The 20,992-nt window shown below is 71.6% G+C and carries 17 protein-coding genes; 7 read left to right on the top strand and 10 right to left on the bottom strand.

Annotated features, from left to right (window positions below):
• Positions 1-300 precede the first annotated feature (300 nt).
• From pta to pyk, 3 genes are all read left to right on the top strand, one after another.
• Positions 301-2,382, top strand: coding sequence for a phosphate acetyltransferase (gene pta / locus ACGFZF_RS20855; RefSeq protein WP_393556104.1), 2,082 nt, complete (start codon positions 301-303; stop codon positions 2,380-2,382).
• On the top strand, positions 2,379-3,596 hold the full coding sequence (locus ACGFZF_RS20860) for an acetate kinase (RefSeq protein ID WP_393556106.1): 1,218 nt from the start codon (positions 2,379-2,381) through the stop codon (positions 3,594-3,596). The genes pta and ACGFZF_RS20860 overlap by 4 nt, the downstream gene beginning before the upstream one ends.
• Before the next feature lie 74 nt (positions 3,597-3,670).
• Positions 3,671-5,101, top strand: a complete 1,431-nt coding sequence (pyk, locus tag ACGFZF_RS20865) for a pyruvate kinase (RefSeq protein WP_393556108.1) — start codon at positions 3,671-3,673, stop codon at positions 5,099-5,101.
• An 82-nt stretch (positions 5,102-5,183) separates the two neighbouring features.
• On the opposite strand, the gene ACGFZF_RS20870 is transcribed toward pyk, so the two are convergent.
• The 4 genes from ACGFZF_RS20870 to ACGFZF_RS20885 all read right to left on the bottom strand — a co-directional run bounded on the left by ACGFZF_RS20870 (position 5,184) and on the right by ACGFZF_RS20885 (position 9,390).
• Positions 5,184-6,458, bottom strand: a complete 1,275-nt coding sequence (locus ACGFZF_RS20870; RefSeq protein ID WP_393556110.1) for a hypothetical protein — start codon at positions 6,456-6,458, stop codon at positions 5,184-5,186.
• A complete protein-coding gene (locus ACGFZF_RS20875) occupies positions 6,448-7,059 on the bottom strand; it encodes a DUF6114 domain-containing protein (protein ID WP_393556112.1) in 612 nt (203 codons plus the stop codon). Before ACGFZF_RS20875 ends, ACGFZF_RS20870 begins: the two co-directional genes overlap by 11 nt.
• Before the next feature lie 126 nt (positions 7,060-7,185).
• Positions 7,186-7,836: a DUF6230 family protein gene (locus ACGFZF_RS20880; RefSeq protein ID WP_147981283.1), complete on the bottom strand. Its 651-nt coding sequence runs from the start codon at positions 7,834-7,836 to the stop codon at positions 7,186-7,188.
• Between the two features lie 585 nt (positions 7,837-8,421).
• Entirely contained in the window at positions 8,422-9,390 is a 969-nt protein-coding gene (locus ACGFZF_RS20885) for a tetratricopeptide repeat protein (RefSeq protein ID WP_393556115.1), read from the bottom strand.
• A gap of 295 nt (positions 9,391-9,685) precedes the next feature.
• Between ACGFZF_RS20885 and ACGFZF_RS20890 the strand changes: the two genes are divergently transcribed.
• Together ACGFZF_RS20890 and ACGFZF_RS20895 are read left to right on the top strand one after the other, a co-directional pair.
• Positions 9,686-10,321 carry a TetR/AcrR family transcriptional regulator gene (locus ACGFZF_RS20890; RefSeq protein ID WP_393556117.1) on the top strand — a complete coding sequence of 212 codons (636 nt, stop codon included), beginning with the start codon at positions 9,686-9,688 and terminating at the stop codon, positions 10,319-10,321.
• A gap of 98 nt (positions 10,322-10,419) precedes the next feature.
• Positions 10,420-10,836 (top strand): PPOX class F420-dependent oxidoreductase, encoded by a 417-nt coding sequence (locus ACGFZF_RS20895; RefSeq protein ID WP_393556119.1) that lies wholly within the window; start codon positions 10,420-10,422, stop codon positions 10,834-10,836.
• Between the two features lie 64 nt (positions 10,837-10,900).
• Here the strand turns inward: ACGFZF_RS20895 and ACGFZF_RS20900 are convergent, their stop codons facing one another.
• The 4 genes from ACGFZF_RS20900 to ACGFZF_RS20915 all read right to left on the bottom strand — a co-directional run bounded on the left by ACGFZF_RS20900 (position 10,901) and on the right by ACGFZF_RS20915 (position 15,027).
• The gene (locus tag ACGFZF_RS20900; RefSeq protein ID WP_393556121.1) at positions 10,901-12,601 is read right to left on the bottom strand and encodes a methylmalonyl-CoA mutase; all 1,701 of its coding nucleotides are present in this window, start codon (positions 12,599-12,601) and stop codon (positions 10,901-10,903) included.
• 73 nt (positions 12,602-12,674) lie between these two features.
• Complete coding sequence (locus ACGFZF_RS20905) at positions 12,675-13,007, bottom strand: DUF3817 domain-containing protein (protein WP_147981278.1); 333 nt, start codon at positions 13,005-13,007, stop codon at positions 12,675-12,677.
• A gap of 43 nt (positions 13,008-13,050) precedes the next feature.
• Positions 13,051-13,560, bottom strand: coding sequence for a MarR family transcriptional regulator (locus ACGFZF_RS20910; RefSeq protein WP_356607666.1), 510 nt, complete (start codon positions 13,558-13,560; stop codon positions 13,051-13,053).
• 9 nt (positions 13,561-13,569) lie between these two features.
• Positions 13,570-15,027: an MFS transporter gene (locus tag ACGFZF_RS20915; RefSeq protein ID WP_393556124.1), complete on the bottom strand. Its 1,458-nt coding sequence runs from the start codon at positions 15,025-15,027 to the stop codon at positions 13,570-13,572.
• Between the two features lie 76 nt (positions 15,028-15,103).
• On the opposite strand from ACGFZF_RS20915, the gene ACGFZF_RS20920 reads away from it, so the two are divergent.
• Positions 15,104-16,102 (top strand): DUF5937 family protein, encoded by a 999-nt coding sequence (locus ACGFZF_RS20920; protein ID WP_393556126.1) that lies wholly within the window; start codon positions 15,104-15,106, stop codon positions 16,100-16,102.
• Positions 16,103-16,153: 51 nt separating this feature from the next.
• Positions 16,154-17,182: a glycoside hydrolase family 6 protein gene (locus ACGFZF_RS20925; RefSeq protein WP_393556128.1), complete on the top strand. Its 1,029-nt coding sequence runs from the start codon at positions 16,154-16,156 to the stop codon at positions 17,180-17,182.
• Between the two features lie 19 nt (positions 17,183-17,201).
• Here the strand turns inward: ACGFZF_RS20925 and ACGFZF_RS20930 are convergent, their stop codons facing one another.
• Both ACGFZF_RS20930 and ACGFZF_RS20935 read right to left on the bottom strand, forming a co-directional pair.
• A complete protein-coding gene (locus ACGFZF_RS20930; RefSeq protein WP_393556130.1) occupies positions 17,202-19,157 on the bottom strand; it encodes a galactose oxidase-like domain-containing protein in 1,956 nt (651 codons plus the stop codon).
• Between the two features lie 3 nt (positions 19,158-19,160).
• Entirely contained in the window at positions 19,161-20,981 is a 1,821-nt protein-coding gene (locus ACGFZF_RS20935; protein ID WP_393556132.1) for a glycosyltransferase family 2 protein, read from the bottom strand.
• Positions 20,982-20,992: the final 11 nt, after the last annotated feature.

Raw genomic sequence — 20,992 nt, forward strand, 5'->3', positions numbered from 1 at the left:
GACCGGCGCCCGCGCTCCCGACCGCCCGGCGCGTCCGGCTCCGGCCCCGCCCGGGCGGGGCCGGAGGGCGGCTCCCGCGCGGGTCCGCCGCGGCCCGGAACAGGGGCCGCGGCGGGCTCGGGCGGCCCTCCGGGACGGCTGCCCGGGGCCTTTCGTCCCGACCTCGCGGGACCGTCGTCAGGACCTTCCGTCCGGCGGGCGTTCTAGCCATCCCCGGAGGTATTGTCAAGAGGGCATTGCCACCCTATCGAGCTGCCTTGAGAACACTCGGCTGACGGAAACGGGACAGGAGACCACGGCGTGACGCGCAGCGTGTACGTGACCGGGATCGACCGCGGGGACGGCCGGCAGGTCGTCGAGCTGGGAGTCATGGAGCTCCTGACCCGCCAGGTGGACCGGGTGGGGGTCTTCCGGCCACTCGTGCACGACGGCCCCGACCGCCTCTTCGATCTGCTGCGGGCCCGCTACCGGCTCTCCCAGGACGCGTCGACCGTCTACGGCATGGACTACCACGAGGCGTCCGACCTCCAGGCGGAGCAGGGCACCGACGAGCTGGTCTCCCGGCTCGTCGAGCGTTTCCACGCGGTGGCCCGGGAGTACGAGGTCGTCCTCGTCCTCGGCACGGACTTCGCCGCCACCCAGCTCCCCGACGAGCTGGCCATCAACGCCCGGCTCGCCAACGAGTTCGGCGCCTCGGTCATACCCGTGGTGGGCGGCAAGGGCCAGCCCGCCGAGTCCGTACGGGCCGAGGCACGCAACGCCTACCGGGCGTACCACGGGCTCGGCTGCGACGTGCTCGCGATGGTCGTCAACCGGGTGGCCGCCGAGGACCGCGAGGTCATCGCCGAACGCCTCGCGAGCCGGCTGCCCGTCCCCTGCTACGTCCTGCCCGACGAGCCGGCGCTGGCCGCCCCCACCGTCGCCCAGATCGCGCACGCGCTCGGCGCCTCGGTCGTGCTCGGCGACGACGCGGGCATGGCCCGGGACGCCCTCGACTTCGTCTTCGGCGGCGCGATGCTGCCGAACTTCCTCAGCGCGCTGACCCCCGGCTGTCTCGTCGTCACCCCCGGGGACCGCGCCGACCTGGTCGTGGGCGCGCTGGCCGCCCACTCGTCCGGCACCCCGCCGATCGCCGGAGTGCTGCTCACCCTGAACGAGCGGCCCAGCGACACGGTGCTGACCCTGGCGGCCCGGCTCGCGCCCGGTACCCCGGTGATCTCCGTCCCCGGCACCAGTTTCCCCACGGCCACCGAACTGTTCGCCCTCGAAGGCAAGTTGAACGCGGCCACACCGCGCAAGGCGGAGACCGCGATCGGCCTCTTCGAGCGGCACGTGGACACCGGCGACCTGCTCAAGCGGATCTCGGTGGCCCGCAGCGGCCGGGTCACGCCGATGATGTTCGAGCACGACCTGCTGGAGCAGGCCCGCGCACACCGCCGCCGGGTGGTGCTGCCCGAGGGCGGCGAGGAGCGGGTGCTGCGCGCCGCCGACGTCCTGCTGCGCCGCGACGTCTGCGACCTGACGCTGCTCGGCGACGTGGAGGCGATCCGCAAGAAGGCCGCCGACCTCGGCATCGACCTGTCGGCCACCCAGCTGATCGACCCGCGCACCTCCGAGCTGCGCGACGCCTTCGCGGAGAAGTACGCGGCGCTGCGCGCCCACAAGGGCGTCACGGTCGAGCTCGCGTACGACGTGGTGTCGGACGTGAACTACTTCGGGACGCTGATGGTCGAGGAGGGCCTGGCCGACGGCATGGTCTCCGGTTCGGTGCACTCCACGGCCGCGACGATCCGGCCGGCCTTCGAGATCATCAAGACGAAGCCGGAGGCGTCGATCGTCTCCTCGGTCTTCTTCATGTGCCTCGCGGACAGGGTGCTCGTCTACGGCGACTGCGCGGTCAACCCGGACCCGGACGCCGAGCAGCTCGCGGACATCGCCGTGCAGTCGGCGGCGACGGCGGCCCGCTTCGGCGTCGAGCCGCGGATCGCGATGCTCTCGTACTCCACCGGCACCTCGGGTTCCGGCGCGGACGTGGACAAGGTGCGCGAGGCGACCAAGCTGGTGCGCGAGTCCCGTCCGGAGCTGCGCATCGAGGGGCCGATCCAGTACGACGCGGCGGTCGAGCCCTCCGTCGCCGCGACCAAGCTGCCGGAGTCGGAGGTGGCCGGCCAGGCGACCGTGCTGATCTTCCCGGACCTCAACACCGGCAACAACACCTACAAGGCCGTGCAGCGTTCGGCCGGCGCGGTGGCCGTGGGACCGGTGCTCCAGGGTCTGCGCAAGCCGGTGAACGACCTGTCGCGCGGCGCGCTCGTCAGCGACATCGTGAACACGGTCGCCATCACCGCGATCCAGTCCCAGGGTGAGGAGCTCCCCGCATGACCGCGTCCCGTGTCCTCGTCCTCAACTCCGGCTCGTCGTCGGTGAAGTACCAGTTGCTGGACATGCGCCGGCACACCCGGCTGGCGGTCGGGCTGGTGGAGCGGATCGGCGAGGAGACCTCGCGGCTGGTGCACACCCCGCTCCAGGGCGGGGGCGGCGAGAGGCGCGAGCGGACGAGCCCGGTCGCCGACCACGCGGCCGCGCTGAAGGCGGTGGCCGAGGAGCTGGCCGCGGACGGACTCGGACTGGACTCCCCCGAACTGGCCGCGATCGGGCACCGGGTGGTGCACGGCGGACTGCGGTTCACACAGCCGACCGTCGTCGACGACGAGGTGCTGGCCGAGATCGAGCGGCTGGTGCCGGTCGCCCCGCTGCACAACCCGGCGAACCTGACCGGCATCCGCACGGCGATGGAGCTGCGCCCCGACCTGCCGCAGGTCGCCGTCTTCGACACCGCGTTCCACACGACGATGCCGGAGCACGCGGCCCGGTACGCGATCGACGTGGAGACGGCGGACGCCCACCGCATCCGCCGCTACGGCTTCCACGGCACCTCGCACGCCTACGTGTCGCGCGAGACGGCGAAGCTCCTCGGCAAGGCGCCCGAGGAGGTGAACGTCATCGTGCTGCACCTGGGCAACGGGGCCTCCGCCTCGGCCGTTCGGGGCGGGCGGTGCGTGGACACCTCGATGGGCCTGACCCCGCTGGAGGGCCTGGTGATGGGGACCCGTTCGGGCGACATCGACCCGGCGGTCACCTTCCACCTCGAGCGGGTGGCCGGCATGTCGACCGACGAGATCGACGTGCTGCTGAACAAGCGGAGCGGGCTGGTCGGGCTGTGCGGCGACAACGACATGCGGGAGATCCGGCGCCGGATCGACGAGGGCGACGAGCGGGCGGCGCTCGCCTTCGACGTGTACATCCACCGGCTGAAGAAGTACATCGGGGCTTACTACGCGGTTCTGGGGAAGGTGGACGCGGTGGCGTTCACGGCGGGCGTCGGGGAGAACGCGGCTCCGGTGCGGGAGGCGGCGGTCGCGGGCCTGGAGGAACTGGGCCTCGCGGTGGACGCCGGCCTCAACGCGGTGCGGTCCGACGAGGCCCGGCTGATCTCGCCCGAGTACGCGCGAGTGGCGGTCGCCGTGGTGCCGACCGACGAGGAGCTGGAGATCGCCCGGCAGAGCTTCGCACTGGTGGAGGAAGTGAACGCCTGAGCGGCCACGCGCCCATTTGTACATTCCGCCAGACGGAATATTCCGCAGTGAAACAAACCGATAGGATCCGCCTCATGCGCCGTTCCAAAATCGTCTGCACGCTGGGCCCCGCCGTCGACTCGTATGAGCAGCTGAAGGCTCTCATCGAGGCCGGTATGAACGTGGCCCGATTCAACATGAGCCACGGGACCCAGGCCGAGCACCAGGAGCGGTACGACCGTCTCCGCAGGGCGGTGGCGGACACCGGCCGCGCCGTGGGCGTGCTCGCCGACCTCCAGGGCCCCAAGATCCGTCTGGAGACCTTCGCGGAGGGTCCCGTCGAGCTGGTGCGCGGTGACGAGTTCACCATCACCGTCGAGGACGTCCCCGGGGACAAGTCCATCTGCGGCACCACCTACAAGGGCCTGCCCGGCGACGTGTCCAAGGGCGACCAGGTCCTGATCAACGACGGCAACGTCGAGCTCCGCGTCGTCGAGGTCGAGGGCCCGCGGGTGAAGACGATCGTCGTCGAGGGCGGTGTCATCTCCGACCACAAGGGCATCAACCTGCCCGGCGCGGCGGTGAACGTCCCCGCCCTGTCGGAGAAGGACGTCGAGGACCTCCGCTTCGCCCTCCGGATGGGCTGCGACATGGTCGCCCTCTCCTTCGTCCGCGACGCCAACGACGTCAAGGACGTCCACAAGGTGATGGACGAGGAGGGCCGCCGGGTCCCCGTCATCGCCAAGGTGGAGAAGCCGCAGGCCGTCGAGAACATGGCGGATGTCGTCGCCGCCTTCGACGCGGTCATGGTGGCCCGCGGCGACCTCGCCGTGGAGTACCCGCTGGAGAAGGTCCCGATGGTGCAGAAGCGCCTCGTGGAGATGTGCCGCCGCAACGCCAAGCCGGTCATCGTCGCCACCCAGATGATGGAGTCGATGATCACCAACTCCCGCCCCACGCGCGCCGAGGCCTCCGACGTGGCCAACGCGATCCTGGACGGCGCGGACGCGGTCATGCTCTCGGCGGAGTCCTCCGTCGGCGCGTACCCGATCGAGACCGTGAAGACGATGTCGAAGATCGTCGTCGCGGCCGAGGAGGAGCTGCTCTCCAAGGGCCTGCAGCCGCTCGTGCCCGGCAAGAAGCCGCGTACGCAGGGCGGCTCGGTCGCCCGTGCGGCCTGCGAGATCGCGGACTTCCTGGGTGGCCAGGCGCTGATCGCCTTCACGCAGTCCGGCGACACCGCCCGCCGCCTCTCGCGCTACCGCGCGACGCAGCCGATCCTGGCCTTCACGACGGAGGAGTCGACCCGCAACCAGCTCACCCTGAGCTGGGGCGTGGAGCCCTTCCTCGCGCCGTTCGTGCAGACCACCGACGCGATGGTCGAGCTGGTCGACGCGGAGCTGCTGAAGCTCCAGCGCTACAACGAGGGTGACACGATGGTCATCACCGCCGGCTCGCCTCCCGGCGTCCCCGGCAGCACGAACATGGTCCGGGTCCACCACCTGGGCGGCGGAGAGCGCGACTGACGCGCTCCGCACGCGGCATGACGAGGGCCCCCGTCCGGATCGGACGGGGGCCCTCGTCATGTGTGGCCACCGGAGTGGCCGGTCAGCTCGGTTCGACCGTGTTGCGCAGGCCGGGCACCTTGAGCGTGCCGCCGAACTGGCCCGCCTGGATGACCTCCACGTCGCTGAAGAAGGCGAACGGGACGTCGAGCGGCGGCGGGGTCTGCGGGTTGAAGGTGATCGGGATCAGGCCGAAGAGGTTGCCCTTCAGCTGCTCCGTGTACATGGTCACCGTGCCGCTGCGGATGGTCGACGTCGAGCCCTTGTCGGAGCGGACGTGACCGGTGCGGCCCTGCGAGTGCACCGTGAACTGGTGCAGGTCCTTGATGTCGACCTCGCTCGCGGTGAACTTCAGTACCTTCTTGATCTTGCCGCTGCCCGTCTTGACCTCGACGATGCCGTGGTACTTGAGGCCCTTCAGCGTGAGCAGCGAGCTCTCGAGCTTCCACGGCTCGTCCGGGAGCAGCGGGATGCCCGGCTCCAGGTCGGCCGCCGCGAGCGCCTCGGGGTCGGGCTCGGGGCACGGGAAGCGCGGCTTGGCGCCCTCGGGTATGTCCTCGTCCTTCTTGACGTCGAGGCCCTTGGCGTCCTCGGGCAGCTCCTCGACCTTGGCACCCGCCTTGTCGGCGGCGTCCTTGATCGCGTCCTTGGCCTTGTCGGCCGGGGTCTGCGTCTTGGGTGCCGTGCCCGTCTCGGGAGCCTTCGTCGGAGCCGTCGTGGGGGCCGTCGTCGGCTCGGGAGCCTCGGTGGTGGCCGTCGGGGACGGCGTGCTCGTCGGCGTGGCGTCGGGGCCGTCGAAGAGGTCCTTGAGCTTGTCGCCGAGGCCCAGCGGGTCGAGCGGGTTGACGCTCTTCGTCGGGGTCGGCGTCGGAGCGGGCGCCTGCTGTACGGCGGGCCGCTGCTCCGTGACGGCCTTCGCGCTCTCGTCGGCCGAGGGCGTGGCGCCGGGTGCCGGCGTCTCCTTCTCCTCGGTGGCCTCCGGGGCGGGCTTCTCCGTCGCGGACGCGCTGGCGGTCGGCTCGGGCGTCTCGGCGGGCTTCGTCGTCTCCTCGGCGGCCGGCTCGTCCGAGCGGGTCACACACGGACCGGGAGCGAACGGGATGTCCTTCTCGTCGGCGAGGGCGAGCCGGGGCGTCAACCCCATGCCGACGAGCACCGCGGTCGGCATGGCCGCCAGGGCCATCGCCTTGCCCGCCGGTACCTGGATTCTGTTCAGCAGTGACTTGCGCGGGGCCGCGTGCCGCGGACCCCTGCTGGCCAGAGTGGCGCTGTCCCCAGTCGTCGCCGACTGCGACGACTGTGTTTCGTCACCCCGCACTGTTCCTCCCGCCGTTGGCGTCGATCGTCGTTTCGGTCGGCTGCGCACCGGGACCCGCCGAGAGGCCCGGCTCCTGACCGGCGCGCTGCTCCGGAACCGGCACCGGCACGACGGCGTCGAAGCCTTCGTCCCCCTCCGGGCCCTGCTGCGGACCGTCGTACCCGTACTCGCCCGGGACTTCCTCGTCCTCGCTCTGCTCGGTCTCCTCCACCGGGGCGCCCGGCGCCCAGGCGACCGAGAGGCAGCCGCCGACCATGGAGAAGAGGAAGCCGAAGACGAGACCGCCGAAGTTCGACACCGGGATGGAGACGAGCGCCAGCACGATCGCGGCCACACCCGCGAACACCCGGACGATCGGCTGGAACCACATGGTGAGGCCGAGCGTCACCAGCAGTACGCCGATGATCAGCGCGCCGGCACCGGCCGTGGTCGCCATGGCGATCGTCATGTTGCCGAGCCGCATGTCGGCGTACGGGAGGTACGCGATCGGCACGCCGCCCAGCATGGTGAACAGACCGGCCCAGAACGGCCGGGTACCCCGCCAGGTGCGGAAGCGGTGTTCGTTCGGGACTCCGCGGGAAGCAGTGGACTCGGCGCTCATGGAAAACAGCTCCCTGGAAGCGGTGTTGCTGTGAAAAGTCGAGAAAGTGGCGCTATGGCCGATAACGGGCGCAGGCCGTACGGGAACGACGGCCCACGCCCGCCGAGCGGGATGCTCGCCGAGTGATTACTCGGAGAAGCACTCCTTGGTGCCCTTGTGCAGCGACAGCTTCAGGTCGGGAAGCTTGAAGGTACCGGCGGTGGTCGCCCAGGCCTTCTGCTCCACGTTCTTCAGCGTCGCCGTCTCGGCACGCTGCGAGAAGCCGTACGGGTTCGCCTGGGTGCCCGGCTGGATGCCCGGCTTGCCCTGCGACTTCGGCAGGGAGCCCGCCGCAACACCGATGTCGATGTTGCCGAACTCCGCGTCCGCCTTCAGCGAGGAGACATCGAGGTAGATGTCCTTCGCGTAGACGGGCTCGCCGTTGTCCGTACCGGCGCGCAGCTCCAGCGAGACGTTGCCGATGAACGGAACCTTCGGCGTCACGACGGACTGGCACATGTTGGTGATCCACGCCTCGGAGAAGCCCGAGACGCCGACCGGCTCCGCGAACGGCTTGCCCTCGAGGTCCTTGCCGGACGCGAGGCTGCCGTACTGCACGAAGTCCTTGCCGACAAGGCTGTCGGCCTTAACCTTGAACTCCTGGCCGGAGATGCTGAAGGACGCGGCCAGCGCGCCCTGAGCCAGGCCGACACCGATCGCGGCCGTCGCGGCCACACTCGGCACCATGACGACGGCGAACCGCTTCCATCTGGTCCCGCCACGAACCTGGGACTTCATGAGAATTCCTCCTTCTCGGACGTACATCTCCGGATGGGCCCAGGGCCCGTCCTGGGATGGGAGAAGTGCTACGTCCTCGGGAAGAAGCGCCGGAACAACGGCCGCTGTGCGTCCGATTCACCGGCGATCACCCCCGAGCGACAACCACTGGCCACGCCTTGCGCGCAACCTGCTTGGACAGGCCCTGCCGGTGAGAGCAGGAACCCCCCTGTCCACGGCCGGCGCCACTGTCGCCGGCCCGCCCGGTGGGGACCCTCGCCGCTCACCCGGATGGTTGCCGGGCTTGGTGCGGTGGAGGACCGAGCGTCGCCGATCGTGGTCCATTACGGGCCGGGGCACAAGGGGGTTCGTTACTCGCTAGTAACGGCTGGATAACCACGCCACGACAGGGCGATGTCGGGCGGCCACACAGGGTGGAGCCTTGGCCCGAGACATAGGGGGAGGATGCCGTTGAAATACGGACAGAAATCCGGGTTCGATTTACTGCAAGTAACAGCGGCCGCGATTACCAAGTTTTGGTAAAGCGCGGCCGCGTTGTGTCACTGTGTCGCCAAATCGGCACCGTCCCGGGCGGGACGGACGGGGTCAGAACAGCACGCGTGCGAGCGCCTGACGGGCCGTCGTGACCCGCGGGTCGTCCGGACCGATGACCTCGAAGAGCTCCAGCAGGCGCAGGCGCGCCGCGTCCCGGTCCTCACCGGCCGTACGGCGCACGGCGTCCACAAGACGGCTGAAAGCGTCCTCGACATGACCGCCCACCAGATCCAGGTCGGCGGCGGCGATCTGCGCGGCGACGTCGGCCGGCCGGTCCGCCGCCTCCTTGCGCACCAGCTGCGGGTCCAGGTCCTGCACCCGGGCGAGCAACTCGGCCTGGGCCAGACCCAGCTTGGCCTCGGGGTGGGCGGGGTCGTCGGCGAGCACGTTCTTGTACGCCTGCACGGCACCCGCGAGATCGCCGGCGTCGAGCGCGGACATGGCCGCCTCGAGCAGGGCGTCGTACGGGCCGGCCGGCACCGGCGCCTCGTCGGCGACGCCCTCGGCGGAGGAGTCGACGGCGATTCCGGTCAGACCGAAGCGCTCCTCGCCGACCTGGATCAGCTGGTCGAGGGTCTGCCGGATCTGGGCCTCGGGCGCCGCGCCCTGGAAGAGCGGCAGGGCCTGGCCCGCCACGACCGCGAAAACGGCCGGAATTCCCTGGATGCCGAACTGCTGCATCAGCATCTGGTTGGCGTCGACGTCGACCTTGGCCAGCAGGAAGCGGCCGTTGTACTCGACGGCGAGACGCTCCAGGAGGGGGCCGAGCTGCTTGCACGGCTCGCACCACTCGGCCCAGAAGTCGATGACGACCGGAACCTCGGCGGAGCGCTGCAGGACATCGCGCTCGAAGCCGGCCTCGTCGACGTCGATCACCAGGGCGGAAGGGGCGACGGCAGGGGCGCCGCCGTGCCGGGCGGCCTCGGCGCGCGCCTGCTCCGCCTTGGCCTTGGCCTCTCCGGCCGCCTTCACCGCGGCGAGGTCGACGACGCCGCTCATGGACATGTTTCTGGGCTGCATGAGTACATCCTCCCCCTTCCGCGCGCGTTACCGGTAAGCCATGGCTGAACCGTGCCGCCCGCAGGCCTCCCGCCGGTGTGCGAGACGTACGGACGAACACGGTTCTCGTCAGGTTGCACCGGGTCCCCACCCGGTGCGTGTGGTCGTCGCTGGGGCCGCTCAAGCCTTTCGCTACAGGTCGTAGCGTAACTGTGCGGGGCACCGCGCGGCGAGGGGAGCGGGGAGTTCCCGGCGGTGAACTGCCTCACATCACGCGCCTCTGGCGCAATACCTACCGGCGGGTATGGTCGCCTCCATGTGCAGCCGTACCCGCTCCCGCACCACCGGCCGCCCCGGCCGTCCCCGTTCGGTCGAGGCCGATGCCGCGATCCTGGAGGCGACCCGCGCGGCCCTGGTCGACCTGGGCTGGTCCAAGCTCACGATGGGCGACGTGGCGACGCGGGCGGGGGTCGCCAAGACCACGCTGTACCGCCGCTGGGGCAACAAGAACGAGCTCGTGGTGGACGCCGTCGCGGTGCTCTTCGACGAGCTCGAACTGCCCGACCTCGGCAGCCTGCAGGCGGACATCGAGAACGTGGTGCTGCAGTTCGCCGAGCTGCTCCAGCGCCCGGAGACGAAGACGGCCCTGATGGCGGTGGTGGCCGAGTCCACCCGGGACGTACCGCTGCGCGAGCGGATCCGCACCTCGATCGTCGACCGGCAGAAACGGCTGGTACTGGAGGGGCGCCAACGGGCCCAGGCCCGGGGCGAGCTGCCCACCGACCGGGACCCCGCCACGGTCGACGCCACGGACGACCTGATCTTCGACGTGATCGCCGGCGCGGTGGTCCATCGGGCGCTCGTGAGCGCCGAACCGGTCGACGAGCAGTGGGTCCAGCGGCTGTGCGCGCTGCTCGTGGGCGGCATCGGCGCGGCGGCATCGCAGGGCTGAACGCGCCCCGGAAGGGCGGCGGATCCCCCGCTCGCGTGCGGACCTGCACCCGGGCCGCCTCCTGGAAGATCGTCCGGACAGCACCTATCGTCGCGGCGGTGACGACACCTCTGAACAGCGCCGTACGCGCGCTTCTGGACGACACCCATCCGGCGGTCCTGGCCACCGTCCACCCCGACGGCTCCCCGCAGACCTCGGTGGTCTGGGTGGCCCGCGACGGCGACGACCTGCTGATCTCCACCGAGGACGGCCGCCGCAAGGTCCGCAACATCCAGGCCGATCCGCGCGTGAGCCTGACCGTGTACGACCGCCGGGACCCGCTGCACTACGCCGAGATACGGGGCACTGCCACGGTCACCGAGGACGCCGGCCGGGCGCTCGCGGTGGCGCTCGCCGAGCACTACGAGGGGCCGGGCGCGGGCCAGGAGTACCTCGAACTGCCCCCGGAGGTGGTGCGCGTGGCCGTCCGGATCACCCCGCAGCGGGTGCTGGGCACGGCGGCGAAGCAGCCGTGACGACCGGAGGGGGCGGCAGCTGCCGCCCCCTCCGTCGTCCATCTCGCGTCCGCCCGAACAGGACCTAGAAGCCCGGCGGCTCCGTGTAGATGCCCCACTCGTCGCGGAGCACGTCGCAGATCTCGCCGAGCGTGGCCTCCGCGCGGACCGCGTCGAGCATCGGGCCGATCATGTTCGAACCGTCCCGGGCGGCGGCCAGCATCGCGTCGAGCGCGGCGCGGACGCGGGCGTCGTCGCGCCGGTCCTTGCGCTCGCCCAGGACCCGGACCTGCTCCCACTCGACCTCGTGGCTGACCCGCAGGATCTCCAGGTCGCCGGTGACCGAGCCGTGGTGCACGTTGACGCCGACGACCCGCTTGTCACCCTTCTCCAGGGACTGCTGGTACCGGAAGGCGGACTCGGCGATCTCGCCGGTGAACCAGCCGTCCTCGATGCCGCGCAGGATGCCCGAGGTGATCGGACCGATCGGGTGCCGCCCGTCCGGGTGGGCGCGCCGGCCGCGCTCCTTGATCTGGTCGAAGATCTTCTCGGCGTCGGCCTCGATGCGGTCGGTGAGCTGCTCGACGTACCAGGAGCCGCCCAGCGGGTCGGCCACGTTGGCCACACCCGTCTCCTCCATCAGCACCTGCTGCGTGCGCAGCGCGATCTCGGCGGCCTGCGCGCTGGGGAGCGCCAGGGTCTCGTCGAGGGCGTTGGTGTGCAGCGAGTTCGTGCCGCCGAGTACCGCGGAGAGGGCCTCCACGGCCGTGCGCACGACGTTGTTGTACGGCTGCTGGGCGGTGAGCGAGACACCGGCGGTCTGGGTGTGGAAGCGGAGCCACTGGGCCTTGTCGGTCTCGGCCCCGTAGACCTCCTTCATCCAGCGCGCCCAGATCCGGCGGGCGGCGCGGAACTTGGCGATCTCCTCGAAGAAGTCGAGGTGCGCGTCGAAGAAGAAGGAGAGACCGGGCGCGAAGACGTCGACGTCCAGGCCGCGCGAGAGACCGAGCTCCACGTAGCCGAAGCCGTCGGCGAGGGTGTAGGCGAGCTCCTGCGCGGCCGTCGCCCCGGCTTCGCGGATGTGGTAGCCGGAGACCGAGAGCGGCTTGTACGCGGGGATGCCCTGCGCGCAGTGCTCCATCAGGTCGCCGATCAGGCGCAGGTGCGGCTCGGGCTGGAAGAGCCACTCCTTCTGCGCGATGTACTCCTTGAAGATGTCGGTCTGGAGCGTGCCGTTCAGCACGGCCGGGTCGACGCCCTGACGCTCGGCGGCGACCAGGTACATGCAGAAGACGGGCACGGCGGGGCCCGAGATCGTCATGGAGGTCGTCACGTCGCCGAGCGGGATGTCCTTGAACAGGACCTCCATGTCGGCGGCGGAGTCGATGGCGACGCCGCAGTGGCCGACCTCGCCGAGCGAGCGCGGGTCGTCCGAGTCGCGGCCCATCAGGGTCGGCATGTCGAAGGCGACCGAGAGCCCGCCGCCGCCGGCGGCCAGGATCATCTTGTACCGCTCGTTGGTCTGCTCGGCGTTGCCGAAGCCGGCGAACTGGCGGATGGTCCAGGTCCGGCCGCGGTAGCCGGTGGGGTGCAGACCCCGGGTGAAGGGGTACTCGCCCGGCCAGCCGATCCGCTCGAACCCCTCGTAGGCGTCCCCGGGCCGGGGCCCGTAGACCGGCTCGACCGGGTCACCGGAGAGCGTGGTGAAGTCCGCGTCGCGCTTGCGGGCCTTGTCGTAGCGGGCCTGCCAGCGGCGGCGGCCTTCCTCGATCGCGTCAGCGTCCATGCCATCGAATTTACTAGGACGTCCTAGTAAACGTCTAAGGCAAACCTCCGCACATATGTGCGGAGGTGGGAGATCAGGCCTTGACCGGCTCCGGCTGCGCGCCGCTGACCAGCGGAAGCGTGTCGCGGACGACCTTGCGCTCGACGAAGAAGGCGGCGAAGGGGATGGTGCCCGACAGCAGGACCCAGAGCAGCCGGCCGAACGGCCACTTCGCCTTGGAGCCCAGGTCGAAGGCGAAGATCAGGTAGATGATGTAGAGGACGCCGTGGGCCTGGGAGACCGCGAAGGTCACGTCCTCGCCCGTCTCGAACCCGTACTTGAAGACCATGCAGGTGCACAGCACGAGCAGCATGACGGCGGTCACGTACGCCATGACGCGGTAGCGGGTCAGCACGCTGGATTTCATGCCGTCGAGCGTAACGGCACGTTCCGGGCGATCTTCGCGCGGGTCAGCTCTCGTCGAAGTCGTGCGCGTTCACGCGCAGGGGGCGCAGCATCGCGAAGATCTCGGCGCACTCCTCGGCGTCGTAGACCCCGAGCCCGAAGTCCATCCCCATCAGGTCGCGGGTGGCCGCCTCGACCACCTCGCGGCCCTTGTCCGTGATGGAGGCGAGGGTGCCGCGGCCGTCGTTGGGATTGGGCCGCTTGTCGACCAGACCGGACCGCACCAGCCGGTCCACGGTGTTCGTCACCGAGGTGGGGTGGACCATGAGCCGCTCGCCGATCTTGGACATCGGCAGCTCGCCGGCCTTGGAGAAGGTGAGGAGCACCAGCGCCTCGTAGCGCGCGAAGGTCAGTCCGTACGGCTTGACGACCGCGTCGACCTCGGCGAGGAGGATCTGGTGGGCCCGCATGATCGAGGTGATCGCGGCCATCGACGGGACCGGACCCCAGCGCTTCTGCCAGAGTTCGTCGGCGCGGGCGATGGGGTCGAACGGGAGACTGAGCGGCTTCGGCACGCGTCGACCTTACCCACTGGTCACATGCTGGTCAGCCCCGTCTCGTACTTCGGTCGTCCCGGCCTCGGTCGCCCGCACCTCGGCGACGACCCAGAGGACGGCGAACGTGCCGAGCACGCCGGCGCCGGCGACCACGAGATGCACGGCGGCGAACTCCGCGGCGAGGCCGGCCGCGGCCATCCCCACGCCCTGGACCGTCATCATGCCCGCGGTCATCAGCGTCATGGCCCGGCCCCGCTGCTCCTCGGGGACGGCGGCGACGAACCAGGCGTCGAGCCCCAGGGTGTACGCGCCGGTGGCGCCGGCCAGCAGCAGGGCGGCGGCGGCCAGGGCGACGCCCGGCTCGGTCACGTAGAGGAGGAGGGGCAGGAGCCCGACGGCGGCGAGCGGGACGACGATCCGTGACCGGGCCTCGGGCCCCAGCACGGAGCCGGCGAGCAGCTCGCCCGCGATGGTGCCGACCGGAAGGGCGCACATCAGCAGGCCGAGGGCGGCGGTGGAGACGCCGATCTCGTCGACGTAGGGGGCGGCGAGCGCCTCGGGGGTGACCGCGAAGAGCGGCGGGATCCAGAACATCAGCATGAGCGCGCGGACCCGGCGGTGGCGCAGCACGGCGAGCGTCCCGCCGAGCCCCTCGCGCGCGCCGGGCGCCCGGGCGGGCCGCTTCCGGGTGCCGAAGCGCAGCAGCAGCGCGGAGATCAGGAAGGTGGCGGCGGTGATCGCGATGGCCCCGCGCGGCGGGACGAGGGTGAGGAGCACGCCGCCGACGCCGAAGCCGGCGAGCAGGGCGCTCTGCGAGACGATCCGCAGCACGGACCGGCCCAGGACGAAGAGCTCACCCCCGCCCAGGATGTCGGTGAGGGTCGCCATGCGGGTGCCGTTGAAGACGGGCGCGACGGCGGCGACGGCGCAGCGCAGCACGAGGAGTCCGGCGACGGGGGTCACGGGGGCGGCCATGAGCGCGACGCAGCCGGCGCACACGAGGTCGCAGACGACGAGGACCCTGCGGGGCGGGTGGCGGTCGGCGACGCCGGCGAGCAGGGTGCCGCCGAGGAAGTAGGGCAGGAAGCCGAGCGCGAAGGTGAGGGAGGACAGGAGCGGGGAGCCGGTGAGGTCGTAGACGAGGACGGTGAGCGCGATCTCGCTGATGACGACACCGAGGAGGGACAGCAGGTGGGCCACGAAGACGGTCCGGAACTCCCGTACGGCGAACACGGCGCGGTAGCCGCGCCGCCCGTCCTCCCCGCCGGGGCCCGTGGCCCGCTCCGCGTCGGGCGTGGGCGCCGGCTCCCGGGCGGGGGCGGGGGCGGGCCCGGCGGCGGGGACGGGTTCGGAGGCCACGGCGCCCGGCGCGGTCGCGGGGGCGCCTGCGGTCGCGGCCGCCCCCGGGGCCGCGAGGGCGGGCTCGGGTGTCCGCGGGGAGGGCCGGGTCGGGGCCTGGGGCGTGTCGTCGGCTGGTCTCGGCATGCGGCGCAGACTGCCGGGCGCGGGACGGCGGACCTAGACTTTCGGCTCCAGCCGAATCTCCCGAGCCGGAGGACCCGTGCCCTACCACCTCCATTTCGGCGAGTCCGACCCGCTCCGGATCCGGTTCGCGATCTCGCCGCTCTGGGAGACGCACTCCGCCGTGCGGGTGCTCGCCCGGCCCCGGCAGCAGGGCTACCACCTGCCCTGGCTGCGACGGATCCGCGGCGCGGCCGAGGGGCTCGACCTGCGGCCGCTGCACCTGCTGATGCCGCAGCGCGGCCACAGTCCCGACTTCCTCTATCCGCCCCCGCTGCGGGCGACCGCGTCCTTCGAGGACGAGATCGCGGCCGTCCGGGAGACCGATCCGGCCCTCGCCCTGGACGACTTCGAGCGGGCACTCGCCGGCACCCCCGGGGCCGCGGACAGCGCCGAGGGCCAGCGCATGCTCGCCGACCCGGCCGGCGCCGTCCAGCGCCTCGCCGATCTGCTGCGGCTCGCCTGGGAGGTCCTGGTGGCCCCCGACTGGCCGCGGCTGCGCGCGCTGCTGGAGGCGGACGTCGCCTACCACTCGCGCCGGCTGGCGGAGGGCGGTCTGGAACGGCTCCTGGGCGAACTGCACCCCGCGTTCGACTGGGCCGCCGAGCGCGCGACCCTCACCGTCGACTACCGCGGCGAACACGTCCGCGCCCTGGACGGCCAGGGGCTCGTCCTGCTGCCGTCGGTCTTCATCTGGCCCGACGTGGTGAGCGGCTTCGACCCGCCCTGGCAGCCGACCGTCGCCTATCCGGTCCGCGGGATCGGCGGCCTGTGGACCGAGGCCCGCGAGCGGACGCCGGACAGTCTGGCCCGGCTGCTCGGACGGGCCCGCGCCGACGTGCTGTGCGCGCTCGACGAGCCGGCCGGCACGACCGCGCTGGCGCACCGGCTCGGGCTCGCCGCCTCCTCGGTGTCGGCCCATCTGGGCGTGCTGCGGGAGGCGGGCCTGCTGACCTCGCGCCGCCACGGCCACCAGGTGCTGTACGAGCGGACTCCGCTGGGGATCGCCCTGGCGGTGTCGCACCCCGACCCGATATGACCGTTGTGTCACGATGATCCGGCCCGTCTGACCCGTGACCCTGGGGGCCGGATGTCCCGCCGCACCACCACCGCCACCGTCGCGGCCCCCGTGGCCCTCGCCCTGGCCTGCGCGCTCCTCGTCGGCGGCTGCGACACCGGCGGCCGGGGCCGGACACCGGCCGGTCCGCCCTCCCCCGGCACGTCCGCAGCCCCCACCGGCGGCTCCCCCTTCTGGGTCGACCCCGACAGCGACGCGGCCCGGCAGGTCCGGGAGTACGAGGCACAGGGCCGCACCGAGGACGCCCGGATCCTGCGGCGGATCGCGGAGCGTCCGGTCGCCGAGTGGCCGGCCGGGGACGACCCCGCACCGGACGTCGCCAAGGCGGTGCGCGGCGCCGCGGCCGAGCGGCGGACCGTGGTGCTCGTGGCGTACAACATCCCGCACCGCGACTGCGGGATGTACTCGGCGGGCGGCGCGCCCGACGCCGGGGCCTACCGGGCCTGGCTGGACGCCTTCGCCGGCGCGGTCGGGGACGCGCCCGCGGTGGTCGTCCTGGAGCCGGACGCGGTCGCGCACATGGTGGACGGCTGCACCCCGGGGCAGTACCACGACGAGCGCTACCGGCTGCTGGCCGAGGCGATCCACCGGCTGAAGCGGCAGCCGCGCATCCGGGTCTACCTGGACGCCGGAAATCCGCGGTGGATCGACGATCCCGGCAAGCTGGTCGAACCCCTGCGGCGGGCGGGCGTCGGACGCGCGGACGGCTTCTCGCTGAACGTCTCCAACTTCGAGACCAACGACCGCGTGAAGGGCTTCGGCGGGCGGTTGTCGGCGCTGCTCGGCGGCGCCCACTTCACCATCGACACCAGCCGGAACGGCGCAGGCCCCCTGCCGGGGAACCGGGAGGAGGCCTGGTGCAATCCGCCGGGCCGGGCGCTGGGCGTGCCGCCGACCGACGACACCGGGGACGAACGGGTCGACGCGTACCTCTGGATCAAGCGGCCCGGCGACTCGGACGGCACGTGCCGGGGCGGGCCGGCCGCGGGCACCTGGTGGCCGGACTACGCCCTGGGCCTGGCCAGGAGGGCCAGGGCCTGAACCCGCGGACGACGGGCCGTCAGCCGACCTGCACCCACTTCGCCTCGGACGGGGTGCCGTCCCCGTCGGTCACGAAGAGCATGTACCAGCCGGGCGGCACCAGCGTGCGGTCCTTCGGCACGTCCACCGTCACCGTGCCCGCGCCCTTCGTCAGGCCCAGCTCGACGGAGCGCTGTTCGACGTCCGTGGTGTGGGTGACCGCGCTCGGGCGCATCAGCCGGGCGGTGGCGATCCGGGCCGCGTCCGCCGTCCGGAAGGTGACCCGGCCACCGCCGTCGACCTTCTCCGGTCCTTCCCCGAGGACGGGCCGGGTGGCGCCGGCCCGGTGCAGGGCGGGCGGGGTGAAGACCTCGATCCGCTGCTCGAAGGTGCCCAGCCTGGTGTTGTCCTTGTCGTCGAAGAGCGGGTCGGAACCGAAGGTGGCCACCCGCCCGTCGGGGAGCAGCAGCGCCTCGGAGTGGTAGTTGCGTCCGACGGTCGGCTCGGCCGCCTCGGTGAAGCCGTTGGTCCGCGGGTCGTAGAACTGCGCCTTGAGCACGTCACTGCCGCCGCGGCCGCGGTACTGGCGCGAGCCGCCGGTGGTGAAGACGGTGTCGTCGGGCATGAGGACGCTGCTGAGGTAGCGGGTGCCCTGCGGCAGCACCGGCCCGTCCCGGAACGACGGGGAGGCCAGGGAGAGGTCGACGATGGAGGTGCGGGCGGTGGACTTCGGGGATTCGCCGACCCCGCCGCCGCCGAGGACCATGAGCCGCTGCCGCTGGGCGGGCGGCAGGAGGACGGAGGAGGACGTCTCCAGTTGGTCCGGGTCCGTCAGCCCGCCGAGCCGGGTGAACGTGTTCTTCTCCAGGTCCCACAGGCCCGGCGCGCGGCCCTTGTCGGCGGGTCCGTAGCCGGCGTTGGAGCCGGTGTAGAGGAGCTTGCCGCCCTTCGTGAGGAAGAGCGAGGGGTAGGTGGGGAAGTAGCGGGAGGGTCCCCGGGACCACGTCCGGGTCGCCGGGTCGTAGATCTCGTTGTCGCCGGGGACGACGTCGCCCACGTCGTTGAGGCCGGAGACGGCGAGGACCTTGCCGTCGTCGAGGGTGACCAGGGTGGGGTACCAGCGGGCGTCCTTCATCGGGGCGACGGGGACGTAGCGCTCGGCCCGGGGGTCGAACTCGTAGGCGCCCTTGATGCCCTGGAAGTCCTGCTTCTCGGTGGTGAGCCGCTGGGCGAGCCCGTAGACGTTGTCGGCGTCGGCGCCCCTGAGGCCGACGATCTCGTACTGCGCGGCCTCGGTGGTGAGTGCCTGGGGGCCCTCCTCGCGCGCCTCGACGAAGACCCGTGCCTCGGCCGCGGTGACCTTGGTCTTCCACGGCTTCATCTGACCGCTCCCCGTGTACGAGACCTCGAACTCGCGCTTGGCCCTGGGCACCGTGACGTCGAACCTGCTGACGTACTCGACACCCGAGGGAGAGCGGAAGACGGTGCCCTTCCTGAGGGTGACGGCCTTGTCCGGGCTCTCGTTCTTGACGCGCATCCCGCCGCCGGCCTTCCGGACCTCGCCGTCGAGGATCTCGTAGCGGGCGGTGCCGCCGGCGACCAGGAGCCGGCCGTCGGGGAGCTGGGCGTGGCCGGAGCAGAAGAAGTCCACGGGGGTGGGGATCTTCTTGAAGGTGTCGTTCCGCGGGTCCCACAGCACGGTCTCGAAGGTGCCGGAGTCGAACTTCTTCTGGTCGTTGCCCGAGCCGGCGATGAGCAGCACCTTGCCGGTCCGCAGCAGCGCCGCGTGGATCGCGTTGACGCGGTACTCGGAGGGCACGTCGACCTGCTGCCAGGAGCCGTACTTCCGCAGGTACCCGGGCTGGGCGATCTTGTAGGCGTGGTAGTTCGCCTCGACGAAGGAGACGGCGGCGGGGGCGTTCAGCGCCGCGAGGACCACGACGGCTCCCCCGCCGACCAGGTTCTTCCTGAGCTTCTTCGACGGCTGTCGGACCATGTGTCAGCTTCCTCCGGTCGTCGTGGGCGCCGCCGCGGTCGGTCCGGCGGGGCCGGACGCGGCGGTCGTCGTCTTCGTCACCAGGACGGCGGTCGGGAGCGCTCCGGGCTCGGCGGCGGGAGCACCGCCCGTCCGGGCACCGCCGCCGACCCGGCCGCCGCGCAGGACGGTCCAGCCCCAGACGGCGAGCGGGCTGAGCGTGAGCGCCAGGGCGAGGAGGGACCAGGTGCGCATGGCCGCGTGGGTGTGGTGGAAGTGGACGGAGGCGGCCAGGGAGACGACGAGGACGGCCGCCCAGGCGAGGTGGATCCGGAAGGTGAGGGGGCGGTCCGGGCTGGCCTCGCCGCCCTTGGGGGTGACGACGAACCGGCCGCGGGTGCGCAGCACCGCGGCGCCGAGGGACTTGAGGTAGATCGGGGCGGAGAGCGCCGACATCGCCATGCCGGCCAGCCCTCCGGACCCCTCGGGCTCGTGCGGCGAGACGTTGTGCCGCCGGTTCCAGAGGTACAGCCCGATCTGCAGGGCCACCGCGTCGCTGTAGATCATCAGCCAGACCGCGGAGGACACCTGGGTGCCGGACGCCCCGAACCAGAGGAACAGCACGCAGCTGAGGATGCCGAGGAGCCAGTTGACCGCCGTCATCGGGTAGTAGACGAGCATCAGGGTGTAGTTCAGGAAACGGCCGGGCGGCACCCTGAAGGGAGTCTTCCAGTACTGCTTGATCAGCGTCTCGTACGTGCCCCGGGACCAGCGCAGCTGCTGGGTGAAGAAGTCGGTCCAGGAGGCCGGGCCCTCGCCGACGGCGAGGACGTCGGGGGTGTAGACGGACCGCCAGAAGTGACCGGTGCCGGGATTCCTGCGCCGGTGCAGCTCGAAGCCGGTCGCCATGTCCTCGGTGATCGAGTCGTACAGGCCGCCGACCTGTTTCAGTGCGGACACCCGGACGGCGTTGTTGGTGCCGACGAACATGGGCGCGTGGTAGCGGTTCCCGGCCCGCTGGATCAGGGCGTGGAAGAGGAACTGCTGGGACTCCGCGGCCTTGGTGACGGGCCCGGTGTAGTTGCCGTAGACCTGTGGTCCGACGACGAAGGCGACGTCCGGGTCGCGGAAGTAGCCGAGCATCCGCTCCAGGAGGTTCGGCAGGGGGACGTGGTCGGTGTCGACGGAGGCGAAGAACTCGTAGGCGTCGCCGTGCATCGCGAGCCAGGCGTTGTAGTTGCCGTGCTTGGTGCGGGCCTTGTGGACGCCCTTGGCACGGTTCCACTCGGGTACTCCGCGCCGGGTGAAGTGCCGGACCCCGAGTTCGGCGCAGAGGGCCCTGGCCCCCTCGTCGTCGCCCTCGTCGAGCAGCCAGACGTCCAGCGGCCCGTCGTGCCGCAGCCGCCTCGCGGCCGCGAGGGTCGCGCGGACCATGGCGAGCGGTTCCTTGCCCGGCACGTACGTGGTGAGGAAGGCGACCCGGGTGCCCTTCTCGGCGTACACGGGTATCGGGTCGCGGGCGACCATGGTGGCGTGGGCGATCGAGGCGACGTTCACCAGCATGAAGAAGCAGATGAGGCCGATCGACACCAGCATCACCGTGTCGAGATGGACGAGCAGGCTGTCGCCGTCCTCGCGGACGGTCCAGTGGCTGGGCCAGACGAGGTAGACGAGCAGGGTCGCGGACAGCAGGGGCGCGAGGGCCATGAGCAGGACGGCTCGTATGCGGTGCGGCTCCTTCGCCAGCAGGCTGCGGTACCTCACCCGGTACGCCGTCGTCTCCGGCTCCGTGAGGGGACCGGCGATTCGGCTGTAGGTCTCGTAGTCGTAGCCTTCCGGCCGCACGGTGCCTCCAG

The organism is Streptomyces sp. NPDC048338 (genome assembly GCF_043201055.1).
Classification (GTDB): Bacteria; Actinomycetota; Actinomycetes; order Streptomycetales; family Streptomycetaceae; genus Streptomyces.

Coding starts and splice junctions, on each gene's coding strand:
- ACGFZF_RS20925 (WP_393556128.1), top strand. CDS start 16,154: ATGTCCCGCCGCACCACCACCGCCACCGTCGCGGCCCCCGTGGCCCTC.
- ACGFZF_RS20875 (WP_393556112.1), bottom strand. CDS start 7,059: ATGAGCGCCGAGTCCACTGCTTCCCGCGGAGTCCCGAACGAACACCGC.
- ACGFZF_RS20930 (WP_393556130.1), bottom strand. CDS start 19,157: ATGGTCCGACAGCCGTCGAAGAAGCTCAGGAAGAACCTGGTCGGCGGG.
- ACGFZF_RS20880 (WP_147981283.1), bottom strand. CDS start 7,836: ATGAAGTCCCAGGTTCGTGGCGGGACCAGATGGAAGCGGTTCGCCGTC.
- ACGFZF_RS20885 (WP_393556115.1), bottom strand. CDS start 9,390: ATGCAGCCCAGAAACATGTCCATGAGCGGCGTCGTCGACCTCGCCGCG.
- ACGFZF_RS20905 (WP_147981278.1), bottom strand. CDS start 13,007: ATGAAATCCAGCGTGCTGACCCGCTACCGCGTCATGGCGTACGTGACC.
- ACGFZF_RS20900 (WP_393556121.1), bottom strand. CDS start 12,601: ATGGACGCTGACGCGATCGAGGAAGGCCGCCGCCGCTGGCAGGCCCGC.
- pyk (WP_393556108.1), top strand. CDS start 3,671: ATGCGCCGTTCCAAAATCGTCTGCACGCTGGGCCCCGCCGTCGACTCG.
- ACGFZF_RS20890 (WP_393556117.1), top strand. CDS start 9,686: ATGTGCAGCCGTACCCGCTCCCGCACCACCGGCCGCCCCGGCCGTCCC.
- ACGFZF_RS20915 (WP_393556124.1), bottom strand. CDS start 15,027: ATGCCGAGACCAGCCGACGACACGCCCCAGGCCCCGACCCGGCCCTCC.
- ACGFZF_RS20860 (WP_393556106.1), top strand. CDS start 2,379: ATGACCGCGTCCCGTGTCCTCGTCCTCAACTCCGGCTCGTCGTCGGTG.